The organism is Fructobacillus tropaeoli, assembly GCF_001047135.2.
Taxonomy (GTDB): Bacteria; Bacillota; Bacilli; order Lactobacillales; family Lactobacillaceae; genus Fructobacillus; species Fructobacillus tropaeoli.
On sequence record NZ_DF968087.1, the window covers coordinates 24,828 to 37,504 of the forward strand.

At 45.7% G+C, this 12,677-nt stretch carries 9 protein-coding genes; 8 read left to right on the top strand and 1 reads right to left on the bottom strand.

Features of this window, described 5'->3' with window-relative positions:
- The first annotated feature begins 82 nt into the window (after positions 1-82).
- From AOQ32_RS07050 to AOQ32_RS07070, 5 genes are all read left to right on the top strand, one after another.
- The gene (locus tag AOQ32_RS07050) at positions 83-1,135 is read left to right on the top strand and encodes a PTS sugar transporter subunit IIC (protein ID WP_083994462.1); all 1,053 of its coding nucleotides are present in this window, start codon (positions 83-85) and stop codon (positions 1,133-1,135) included.
- 294 nt (positions 1,136-1,429) lie between these two features.
- A complete protein-coding gene (locus AOQ32_RS07055) occupies positions 1,430-2,590 on the top strand; it encodes a PTS sugar transporter subunit IIC (protein WP_083994461.1) in 1,161 nt (386 codons plus the stop codon).
- Positions 2,591-2,710: 120 nt separating this feature from the next.
- A complete protein-coding gene (locus tag AOQ32_RS07060) occupies positions 2,711-3,226 on the top strand; it encodes a TetR/AcrR family transcriptional regulator (RefSeq protein WP_059394201.1) in 516 nt (171 codons plus the stop codon).
- Position 3,227: 1 nt separating this feature from the next.
- On the top strand, positions 3,228-4,280 hold the full coding sequence (locus tag AOQ32_RS07065; RefSeq protein WP_059394202.1) for an ABC transporter permease: 1,053 nt from the start codon (positions 3,228-3,230) through the stop codon (positions 4,278-4,280).
- Between the two features lie 4 nt (positions 4,281-4,284).
- Complete coding sequence (locus AOQ32_RS07070) at positions 4,285-4,959, top strand: ABC transporter ATP-binding protein (protein ID WP_059394203.1); 675 nt, start codon at positions 4,285-4,287, stop codon at positions 4,957-4,959.
- Positions 4,960-5,520: 561 nt separating this feature from the next.
- Here the strand turns inward: AOQ32_RS07070 and AOQ32_RS08680 are convergent.
- Positions 5,521-6,042 (bottom strand): hypothetical protein, encoded by a 522-nt coding sequence (locus AOQ32_RS08680; protein ID WP_158531878.1) that lies wholly within the window; start codon positions 6,040-6,042, stop codon positions 5,521-5,523.
- 43 nt (positions 6,043-6,085) lie between these two features.
- Between AOQ32_RS08680 and AOQ32_RS07080 the strand changes: the two genes are divergently transcribed.
- The 3 genes from AOQ32_RS07080 to AOQ32_RS07090 all read left to right on the top strand — a co-directional run.
- Positions 6,086-7,711 carry a hypothetical protein gene (locus AOQ32_RS07080; protein WP_158531879.1) on the top strand — a complete coding sequence of 542 codons (1,626 nt, stop codon included), beginning with the start codon at positions 6,086-6,088 and terminating at the stop codon, positions 7,709-7,711.
- Between the two features lie 186 nt (positions 7,712-7,897).
- Complete coding sequence (locus AOQ32_RS07085) at positions 7,898-8,263, top strand: hypothetical protein (RefSeq protein WP_148666530.1); 366 nt, start codon at positions 7,898-7,900, stop codon at positions 8,261-8,263.
- Positions 8,209-12,677, top strand: a 4,469-nt coding sequence (locus tag AOQ32_RS07090; RefSeq protein WP_148666531.1) for a beta strand repeat-containing protein, incomplete at its 3' end; no start/stop codon positions are given. The genes AOQ32_RS07085 and AOQ32_RS07090, both read left to right, overlap by 55 nt.

A 12,677-nucleotide genomic window follows, 5' to 3' on the forward strand; every position in this document is an offset into this window, starting at 1 on the left:
AGACGTAGCTGATTTTGAGAAAGCCGAAGCAACAGTGGTTAATCAAAATGAAGGTAAGCAGGACAAAGAGTCCGTGAAGGAGATGGTTTATAACGTTAGTGCAGCAGTTTCCAACGCCATTTTGGTGACTTTGGGGATGGGCTTGTTGTTGCAAACAATTGCCGGCTTCATTCACTGGGCACCAATGATTCAGTTGGGATCCATCACAAAAATCATTTTGCCAGCCGCCTTTGGTGCTGCGATTGCTTCACAATTGAAGACGAATACGATGGTGATGTTTTCAGCCATGGCTGCCTCAACAGTTGGCGCAAACGCCGTTTTCTTCACCACTTCAAGCATGAAGTTGGCGACGGTCACAGGTTTCTCGAGTGCACAAGCAGTTGGCTCAACGGTGATCACGACTGGTCAACCAATCTCAGCCGTTTTGGCCGGTTTGATTGCTGTTCTCTTTGGCAAGTGGTTGTCTGGTAAAACGCCATTGGATATGGTAATTGTGCCAGCCTTGACGACGATTGTTGGAACGGTATCCGGTTACTACTTAGCCATTGTGACCACACCAATCCTGGTTAAGATGGGTGAAATGATTACAGCAAGTATTGCAGTTAACCCCGTTATTGGAACAGCCTGCGTGGCCATGGTCTTCGGGGCTTTGACGATGACGCCTGCTTCTGCCGCTGCTTTAGCGGTAGCGATTGGTGCGACCGGTGTTAGTTCACCTGAAGCTGCTGGTGCCATTTTGATTGGTACGACCGCTGTCTTCGTTTCTTATCCAGCAATGTCTTTCCATGAAAATAAGATTGGAGCAACGATTGCTCAAGGAATCGTTACGCCGAAGATTCAGTTCCCAAATATTATTAAGAACCCAATGTTGCTGATTCCCCCAATGGTAGGCGCAGCGATTGCGGCACCAATTGCAACAATCGGTTTCCATATTAGCGTACCATTTGCAATGGCAGGAATTGGCTTTAACTCCTTCATCGTTCCTTTGGCACTTTTCGGTAAGGGGATGACAGTCTTTGCTGCATACATGGCCTTCGGGGTGGCGGTACCAGTTGTGGTTTCCTTCATCTTGTATCGCATCATGCGTAAGATTGGTTGGATCAAGTCAGGTCAGACCCATCTGGAGATGGTTTAATGAAATGATAAAAATTAGTGTTGACTAATCAAATTCTAATGTTATAATTAATTTATCATATAAAGAAGAGCAGAAAGAAAAGAGGGTGATGATCATGTACAAGTTAATGCAAACAAATCAGGCCCAATCACAAGTCATTATTATTGTCAGCTTACTAAACAATTAAACTAGTAGGTTGGTTTTAAGTGCACCAGTTACTAGTTCTTAGTAACTGAGTGTTGAAGGTCCTAACGCTTAGCGTTAGGACCTTTTTTATTTGTGATTGGTCAAGAGAAGAAAAGGGGAGTGATGCATATGGATGCAAGAGTAACGGGAGACAAAGTTCAAGAAGACGTTTTGGACTTTGAGAAATCAGAAACAGCTGTTGAAACAGCTCCAAAGGATCAAGAAACATTAAAAGAGAAGGTTTATAACGTCAGTGCGGCGATTTCAAATGCCATCCTGGTCACGCTGGGAATGGGATTCTTGATGCAGTCGATTGGTGGGTTGACTCATTGGCCAGTGTTAGTGCAATTGGGGTTGACTGCTAAGGTCATGTTGCCGGCAGCCTTTGGTGTGGCAATCGCCTCACAGTTAAAGACCAATACCATGGTCATGTTTTCGGCGATGGCCGCTTCAACAGTTGGGGCTAACGCAGCCTTTTTCACGACTTCAACGATGAAGTTGTCAACGGTCACTGGCTTTGCGAGTGTTCAAGCACCAGGTTCAATCGTTTTGACGACAGGACAACCAATTTCAGCTGTTATGGCCGGTGTGGTGGCCGTTCTCTTTGGAAAATGGCTGACCGGTAAGACACCGTTGGATATGATTATCGTGCCGGCATTAACAACATTAGTTGGAACTGTTTCAGGTTACTACCTGGCTCGTGTGACAACACCACTTTTGGTTGGCATGGGAAAGGGCATCGCTGCTACTGTTAGCTGGAGCCCAGTTGTTGGAACGGCCTTGGTTGCCATGTTGTTCGCGGTCTTCTTGATGACACCGGCTTCATCTGCTGCCTTAGCGGTGGCCATCGGTGCAACCGGTGTTAGTTCACCAATGGGTGCTGGTGCTATGCTAGTTGGAACGGCTGCTATGTTTGCGGCTTATCCTGCAATGTCTTTCCACGAAAACAAGCCAGGAACCTTTATCGCACAAGCCTTTGTGACGCCTAAAATCCAATTCCCAAACTTGGTCCGCAATCCATGGCTCTTTGTGCCACCAGTTGTTTCAGCAGCTGTCTGTGCACCAATCGCCGCGGTTGCCTTCCATTTGACAGTACCATTCTCTTTGGCAGGAATGGGCTTGACTTCATTGATCGTGCCACTTGATTTGGCAACGAAGAATCCCGAAATGTTGGGAACCTTCTTGGTCTTCGGAGTTGCTTTGCCTGCTTTGATGTCCTTCTTGATGTACCGCGTCTTCTTGAAGATGGGCTTTGTTAAGAGTGGTCAAACGCACTTGGATGTTATCTAATTTCATTATCAAAAAATCCCTTTGGGGATTTTTTTATTGTCTATATGTTGACATGGTGTCATAAATGAGTAAACTGGGGAGTGAAGAAATGACACAGTGTCATTACAAGGAGATACAAAAATGCCAAAAGCAACATTTTTAAACTTAAATGCAGCTAAAAAGGAAAAAATCAGTCAGGTTCTTTTAGAAGAATTTTCGACCTATTCGCTCTTGGATGCTAATGTGAACCATATTGTGAAAGCGGCCGGAATTGCTCGCGGGTCCTTTTATACTTACTTTACTGACTTGGACGATGCCTACCGATACACCCTGAGCCAGGTGATGGCAACGATTCACGAGGGCTTTGTTGGGGATAACCCGTTTCAAGCGACTAGGTCCTTTATTGACCAAGTCGAGCAAAATCCGTATTACGCCTTTTTGAGCAACTATTACGTTGTTGATGAAGCCATTTTGGCTGCTCATCATCAGGAAACCAGCAGCACAAACTGGGATAAGGCGACTGCTGATTTGCCACAGTGGCTGGCCGACGTTGCCGTCCATCACTTGATTCGGGAATACTTTTTAGCGCCGACCGATAAGGAACAGATTCTATCATTATTGGATGCCCTGGCCGGTTGGCACAAGCAGGAGGCTTAAGATGTTCTTAGCATGGCATGAAATTAAAAAAGAAAAGTTGCGTTATGGGTTGGTGGTAGCGGTTATCGCGATGATTGCCTACTTAATCTTTATTTTGAGTGCTTTGGCGCTCGGGTTGGCCAACGAAAATACGGCGGCGGTGAATAGTTGGCAGACGAAATCAGTGGTGCTGAGCAAAGATGCCAACGGCGACCTGAGTCAGTCCCTGCTAACCCAAGCCGATGCAAATCAGGTTGGGGAAAAGCAGGCTGATTTACTCGCCTTAACCCCAGGTATCTTAAAGCAGGGAAGCCAGCGTGAATCGGCAATGTTTGTTGGCCTTAGTAAAAATAGTCAGGTGGCCCAAACCATCTCACTGACAAAAGGCCGTTTGTGGCAATCGAAAAATGAAGTGGTCGTTTCTAGCAAATTGGCCGATCAGGGGATAAAGTTGGGGCAAAAAATAACCTTAGGCTTGCAAAGTCAGCCCCTAACGGTGGTCGGCTTTGCCAAAAATGCGGAATATAATATGGCGCCAATTGTTTATGGTGACCGGTCGCAGTGGGCAGCCATTAAGGGGACCACGAATCAATTTGTTGGATCCGGTTTCGTTAGCCGCCAAAAGCTGACCGTGAGTGGGGGCAATTTGCAGGTGGCAACGAAGGCAGCCTTGTTTGAGAAGATGCCGGGTTACAGTGCGCAAAATAAGACTTTTGTGCTGATGATTGCCTTTTTGATTCTGATTTCCGTTGTGATTGTGGCCATTTTCCTCTACATTTTGACGGTGCAGAAGATGGAAAACTTTGCCGTTTTGCGGGCGCAGGGAATTCCGGTTAGCTATTTAGTCCTGAATACTTTGTCGCAAACGGTTTTGATGATGGCCGTGGCGGTCGTTATCAGTATGGGCTTGGCTCTCGGTACGAGCGCCATTATGCCGGCAGCGGTGCCAATGTTCTTCAACTTCAATTTGATTGGTTTGACAGGCTTGGCCCTAGTCGTTATGGGCCTTTTGGGCGCCGTGATTCCGATGCGGCTGATTGCCAAAATTGACCCAGTAACAGTGATTGGAGGGTAAGCGCATGGAAAGTTTAGTATTAAAACAAGTGAATAAGACCTTCGGTCATGGGTTAAATCAGGTTCAGGCACTGCAGGACGTCGACTTTGTCGCCAACCGTGGTGAGCTCACATTAATTTTGGGACCATCAGGTTCTGGGAAAAGTACCCTGCTGACGATTTTGGGTGGCTCACAGCGTCCAACTAATGGGTCAGTTTTGATTAATGATCAAGATCTTAGTCGATTGACCGGTAAAGAAGCCGACCGTTTCCGTCTTGATCATATTGGATTTGTGCTCCAGTCCTATAATTTGGTACCTTACCTGACGGTGCAGGAGCAATTTAGTCTGGTGGATAAGGTTAAAAAGACACAGAATCTGACGCCAGCGGTCATGGATGATTATTTAAAGCGGCTTGGAATTACGCAGCTATTGGACAAGTATCCGGGTGAGCTGTCTGGTGGGCAAACCCAGCGGGTGGCGATTGCTCGGGCTTTGTACACGGATCCTGATTTTATCTTGGCTGATGAACCAACAGCCGCTTTGGATAGCGAGCGAGTGGCGGAAGTTGGGCAACTTTTTCAAGAAATTGCCCAGCGTGAAAATAAGGCCGTGGTCGTTGTGACACACGATTTACGGTTAAAAGAAGATGCTGATCGGATTTATGAATTAGTCGATGGTCATATAAAGACGTCAAATTAGAAAAATTCTCGTTAAAAAATAGTGTGATTTAGACAATAAATTCTTTGTTCTAATTTGAGAAGGAAACAAAAGGGAAAATAGAAAAAGTCGAACGGCTCTTAACGGCGTTCGACTTTTTTATTTCTATATAAGAGGAACAGTGCCATTTTTCGTTTTAATTTAGTAAAAAATAAGTCCGTTTTTTAAAGAAAACAGTTTTAATAATTTTTAAAGATTAGTTTACTTCAAAAAAATGTCATAAAAATAATTATTAGAAAGTAATTAGAATTATTTTATATAAAAGAAACGCTTGTGCTAATATAAGGGCACAAAAACAATATAAATACGCTGTACTGTTTGTTTTGTTTTCTGTGAATTTCAACACTTATCGTATATTGCAGGCGAAAGTTAAATTAGAAAGGAAGCGGAAAGTGACCAATCAAATTTCAATCCATTTTGAGGGCTGCCTTAGCTTAATTTAAGACGCTTTTAGAAGCTTTAAAATTTGTTTTAGCATGAATAGCCAACAATAAGAACGGTGCTGATACTTACTAATTTCTAAGTCCGGTGTTTTCCACCACATTAAGGGTAGGAAGAAAGGTCAGTGTTTATGTTATATAACAAGAGAACTCTTCGAAAAGTAGAAGATAAAAAAATCATGCGAAAGGTGATGAGCCAATGGGTTGTCGTCTCATTGGCTAGTTTTGGTTTGTTAGCAGGTGTCACGGCCGTCCAACGAGTTTCGGCTGATACCACGACACAACCTGCTGCTACAACAACCTCGCAAACCCCAAGCAGTTCGTCTAGTGGCAGTTCGGTGACTTCAACAAGCACATCTGTCAGTGCATCGACGAGTGCTTCAACAAGTGCATCGACGAGTACTTCAACAAGTGCGTCTGTCAGCGCTTCAACCAGTGCATCGACGAGTGCTTCAACAAGTGCGTCTGTTAGCGCATCGACAAGTACATCTCTGAGTGCTTCAACAAGCGTGTCTGCAAGCGCATCAGCTACTGCAACGACCAGTAATTCTGGCTCAGTGGCAAGCAACTCTACCACAGCCACCAGTAATTCAGGCTCAGCGGCAAGTAATTCAGCTGCAACCACGGGCGACTCGGGTTCAACAACAAACAATTTTGGTTCAACGAACGTGGCAACTGCTAGTCTAGGAAGTACACCTGTAGTTAATCTTGGGGCAAGCGATGTGGTGGCATCGTCAACCTCAGAATCTGAGACACCTGCTGAACAAGCCGCAGCCCAACAGGGGATGGAAGACGCCTTTCAAGGGAAAGCTAATGCTTCTTCTTCTGAATTGGGTCAGGCGGTAAATTACTACAACGCCGCCTACAGTGGTGCTCAGGCTGCATTGGCAGCTTACAATGCTGCCACTCAAGGACAGGGAGCGGGAACACAAGATTATACCTACTATGGCAATACCGCCTCCAAGAAGAATGATGATGGAACCACGCACACCACAACAAATGATACCAGTGGAAAACCACAACAAGATGGTAGCACCGATGATGTCAACCAAGGTGGAGCGGATAACCCGAAAGAAGCCTCTGCTAGTGCTAGCACGTATGAAACTACTTTAAATAATAATCTGGCTTCTCAAACAAACGTTTCTGTTAAAACATCCTCTTCTATTAGTATTCCAACAAGCCAAACGACATCAATCGTCAATGCACGGACTAGTTACCAAAGTGATACTAATTTGGCTGCCAGTTTTGATGCTGGTGTGGCCTACGCCTTTGGTCAGTTAGGTCAGGAAGATGCCGAAAGTGGAAAATGGCAAGGAATTTATTCTGGATCTAATGGCGCAGCCAAGGACCAGTACCTCGCTAGTGCAGCGAATGATACAAGTAATCCCTATGACCAGGCTTATCGTGGTGCTGTTGCTGCGATGAATGCATACTTTGATGGCAGCAATAACTACAAGGGCAATACTGCCGTTGCTGCCTCTTCGACTGGCAATACTTACTACGACCAAGGATACAACGATGTCGTCAACCAGGCTAAAAATGGGATTGCTTATGTTCAAAATGGGAATCAGTTCTCGGCTGTTTTGACAGGGAATGCTAGTATCGGTGGTGGCGGAAATGTTGCCAGTGGAATCAATACAATCCGCTTAGCAAATGATGTTGACTTCAAGAATGTCAGCAACGGTGAAAATGATCAATCAACGAATGCTAACGTCGGTACTTTCACGATTGATGGTCAAAACCACATGATGGATTACCACGGCATGGATTACACCATCAATAATGTGAAAGACCTTTATGTACAAAACTTCCAAACGCTGTACGGGGCTAACTATTATGGTCCATACCGCGCGGTTGGTGGAGCAGCTATTCACTACGGTAATTTGAATTATGTTGGTTCAGAGTTGTTAAGCTCTGGTGGTAATGATGCCTACTTCTTTGGTAATGTTAACGTTATTACGCCCAATAATAACTCGGCCATTTACAACTCGCCTTTCCAGTCAAATGTACCCCTTGAAGGTGGTGGAAATCAGGAAAACTTGGAAGTTAACAACTTCATCTTGCAAGCTGGTGCCCATTACTTTGGGACGACTTCACCTGTTGTCGGTGGTAACAGTATTATTGTTCAAGGTAACTTTACAGTTGATACTGGAGCCAAAATGACAATAGTGCCACGAGGTCAAGGCCCTGAAAATAGCCAAGATGGTTCTGCTTTCGGAATTATGTTGATGGGTAATAACGCTTCCTTGAACATCAAGAAGGATGCGACCGTTAACATTATTCCCGGTCATTAAAATGGTAATTCAACCGTCCTTGCAGGTGGTGTTTTTGCTAATGGAAATACCACGATTAACATTGATGGTGGTTCTTTAAACTATGAAGGAGAAAATGGAGTCTCTGGTTCCTACAACGAACCAATTGACCTGTACCACTCAAACAACGTCATCAACGTCTTTAATGGCGGGTTGCTACAGGCCATTGTGGACAGTATTCCCTCTTCAAATAATTTAACTTCTTATTACGGTATTGTTGCCAACCCTAATAACGGTAGTTTTAACGTCGGTTCAAAGGGTAGTTTGAAGATTGGTATTACGAATTCCGATTCAAATGCCGGCGTTCCTTACTATGGCCCAATCAACATTAACTCTGTTGGTGGGACACACGTGATCATGATTAAGCCGACCGCGGCCAAGTCTTTCCAAACAACAGCTGGAACGAATGATACAGCGACCGGTGGTGCTATTACTGCCTATACAGTGCCATTACACAAAGTGATGGAACTAAGCAGTATTTGTATTACTTTAACTTGCCATCAGGGTCTACGACCTATACCGGAACTGATTTGAATGGAAAATCAGTCACTGGACAAATATCTGGTAATACCTTGGATATTGCGGATGTGCCTGCTGTTCAGGTTGTTGGTCCGTTGACTAAGACATCAAATTCTGATGGCTCGACTACCGTTACAGGATTTGTTAAATTAACCAATTATGCAGAATTAAACAATAGTCCTCTTTATGTTGGCGTGGCCACTGGAACAAGTGGATCGAAATATGATGATTTGACTAATAAAGTTACTGGGGAAAATTTGACGGATGCTTATTCATCCGCTGACCCTTATACCTACACGACCTCGGTCTCAACGCAAGGCTATACTGGTGGCCTTTTGAAGGTTAGTTATAATATTCCAGCTGGGACATCGACCGATTATGTCGGTATGCGTTTCCATTATGGGATTAACTCTGTCAGCACGATTCTGACTCCTTCTGCTTACAGTACTACTGAGGAAGGATTTAAGGCAGATCCAAGCAATCCTGGCAAAGTGACACAGGATACAACTAATGGCGACATGGTGGTTGCTACTGGCTCAACAACTATGGGTCAGAGTGGTATCCAAGACGGTATTACGGATGCCGAAAACAATAACAGCGCCCAAAAGAGTAGTGAGCCATTTAATACGCAGACAAACGATGATTATGTGGCCGGCTATACTAGTGCTCAAGCTGGTTATAAGGCTTATTCAAATCAGACTGCTAATCAAGATTACACCCAGACGGATGCCTACAAAAATTCAAGTAACCCAACCGCCTTTACCCAAGGTTATAATGCTGCCGCGTATGACACAGGTTTGCACGATGCAAAGTTGAGCCAAAATAATTCAACGAACTCAGATTATACACGGGCTCAAACCGAATATAATACGGCTTACACCAACGCATTAAGCAACCCAACTGCTTCGTTATCTACTAGCGCAACCAAAGCACAGACTCAAGGATACGAAGATGCCCAAGGGGTGGCAGCCTTTATTAAAGATGAACAGGCTGGTAATATTTCTAGTACCACTTCTAGTCCGAACTACAAAGCCTTGAGTGCAGACCAGCAAGTTTCTTACAATGCTGCATTAACCGGCTATAACCAGGCTATGACGGTTAGTCCGACATCCGATGATCCGGATGGCAATGCTACCAAGGCTGAAGTTGCTGGTTTTGAATATGGCCAGTCATTAATTAATGGTGGTTTGTCACAGTCATTACCAAATGCTACTGCCAGCCACATGAATAACTTGACTGCAGCTCAGATTGGGTACAATACTGCTAAGCAGGCGGTTGCAGCGGCTACGGCTAACGGTTCGTCTAGCACTGAAGCACAGACTACAAATGCACAATCTTTGCCAGCCGATAGTGGAACAACAGATGCTACCTTCGATCGCTACGTTAAGTACGGTGCTTATGCTGCATTGAAGAGTGAATCGGACAGTGGCTTAAACCAATATGAAGAGGTTGGTTATTCAAAGGTCGTGAGCGTTTCGGCTTACCAAGATGGTTTGAACGCCTATAAGAATAACAAGGGTGCGACACCAACGGGGATTGATGCTGAATCAACTGCCGGCCAAACTTCCTTTGCACAGGGTTATAGCGATGGTCAGAAGGCCGCAGCAGCGGGTATTCAAAACTTTAAGAATGGTACTGCCCAACCTACTGGTACTGATACGATTTCTTACATCACAAGCCAAGCACAAGCTAGTGCCCAACAAGGATTTGCTGATGGGGATGCTGGTAAATCAGCTACATCACCTGATACATCTTATGATTCAGCCTATACGTCCGGCTATAATGCTGGTCAGTCAACTAAGTTAGCAACAGACGATGCTAAGAACGGTACAAATCAAGAGAGTTCTGCCAATGATTCAGCAGCTTACACCGATGCGAAGAATGCTTATGCAGACGGAGCATCGGCTGCAAAATCAAACAATACTCAATCATCAAAATCAGCTGACCCGGTATACCAAGCAGCCTATAATCAGGCGTTGGCAGATGCTGCTAGTGCGCGAACTCAAGCTATCCAGGATGCGGAAAATGACCATGGTCAAACCAAGGGTTCGAGTCATAGTTATTCAGCGAATAGCAATGTACAGGCTTATACGGATGCACAAAGTGCTTATGCTGCCGAAATTTCTGGTAGTGGTGCACCAACGAGTCCAAATGATGCTCAGCAAGGTGGTATTACAACAGCTGACAATGATAAAAAGTATGTTGACGAAACAGTAGCTAACCAGACACCGAATGTGACGGTTACATCTGATAAACCAACGGTGGTTTCAAGTGAAATCACAGCAGCACAAGCCGCCTTTAAGCAAAACCCAGATGCCAGTGACAGCTTGAATGGCACTGATCCACTGGCCAACTACGCTTATAAGGCCGAAATGGATGCCTTGCAGAAGCAATACCAAGCCGGAATTGCCGATGGTAAGGCTGGAACGAGCCCAGCAACCACTGCCAGCGATGCTGAAAAGAAGGGGGCTAGTGACTACACGGCTGGATTGAATGCGGCGGTCAATGGTCAGACCATTACCAATCCAACCAGTGGTAATACAGCTGGAGAAGATGCCCTTGATTCATTCAAGAAGGGTTATGCAGATGCCCAAAGTGGTACGGATGATAGTAATTCGAGTGATCCAGTGCAAAAGGCCGCTCAAGCGGCTGCCAGTGCAGGTTTTGCTGACGTAATAAACAAGTCAGTTAAAACCACTGATGAAATTAATGCGATGAATCCAGTGGCCCAAGTTGCCTACCAGAAGGCAGTTAAAGAAGCACAGGCGGATGCCGTGCAAGGTGCTCAAGACTTTGTCAATGGTAAGGATAGTCCGGATACAAGTACAGTAACCGGCAAGGCACAGGCAGCCGGCTATAATGATGCTAAGACAGGATATAGTGACGGTGAGAGTGGCAAGACTGCAGCATCGACTGATAATCCAAACTATATGGCGGGTTATAACGCCGGTAAGAGTGAGACGAGCGGTTATAATGACCAGACTGCGCCCACAACGAATGCATCGCAAGCAGAACAGGATGCTTATAACGGTGCAAAAGCCGGAGCAGCTGATGGTATTGCAGGCAAGAAGCCAGCCGATAATTCAGCTCAGTCAAAAGCTTATCAAGATGCTTATACCAAGGCCTATCAGGATGCCCAAACTGGCTATCCAGCTGGTTATGCGGCCGGTCAAGGCGGCGGCACGCCAAGTGAACCTAATAACCCATCTTATATGAAGGGTTACAATGCCGGTACAGCAGCAAAGCAAGCTTTGACCGATGCTCAAAATGGTGTAAGCAATCCAAGTGGTGTGACGGATCAAACAACCTATAATGATGTCCAAAGTGGCTATCACGATGGGGTTATGGCCGTGGAAAAGAATGGTGCAAGCACTTCAACTACTGCACCAAGTGGAGATGCGCCATACCAGGTAAGCTATGGCCAAGGGGTCAAAGATGCGCTTGCAGCTCGAGTAAAGGCCATCCAGGATGCTGACGATAATCATGGCCAAGCTAAGAGTTCAAGTACAACTTACTCTGCAAATAAGGATGTGGAATCAGTCGCTGAACAGGCTTATACTGATGCCCAAACTGCTTATGCTGAAGCCGTTTCAGGTGCTACAACACCAACGAGCCCAAATGATGCTCAGGCAAGTGGTGTAGCAGCAGGTACCAATGATAAAAATTACGTTGATGCCACAGTGGCGAACCAAACGCCAAGCGCAACCGTTTCATCTGCTAAGTCAACGGTTGTTTCAACGCAAATCACAGCAGCGCAAGCCGCCTTTAAGCAAAACCCAGATGCCAGTGACAGCTTGAATGGTACCGACCCACTGGCCAACTATGCTTACAAGACTGAAATGGATGCCTTGCAGGCTCAGTACAAGAACGGAATCGCCGATGCCAAGGCAGGTACAAGCCCAGCAACTACTGCCAGCGATGCCGAAAAGCAAGGTGCTAGCGACTATACAGCCGGATTGAACGCTGCGGTCAATGGTCAAACGATTGCTAACCCAACAAGTGGTCAGAAGGCTGGAGAAGCCGCTATTGATTCCTTCAATAAGGGTTATCAAGATGCCAAGAATGGTACGGATGACAGTACTTCAACTGATCCAGTTCAAAAAGCAGCCCAAGCAGCCGCAACGGCAGCCTTCAACGATGTGAAGAACAACAGCGTCCAGACATCTGATGAAATCAAGACGATGAACCCAGTGGCTCAGGTTGCTTACCAAAAGGCCTTGACTGAGGCCCAAGCAGATGCTGCCAAGGGAGCTCAAGCTTATGTCAACGGTGGTGCTCGTCCAGATGACAGCACGGTAGATGGCAAGGCCGCCGCCGCCGGATATGATGCTGCTAAGGCAGGTTACACGGATGGCAAGAGCGGCACTGCTGCAACATCAACTGACCCAAGTTACACGACTGGTTATAACGCTGGTAAGAGTGAGGCAAG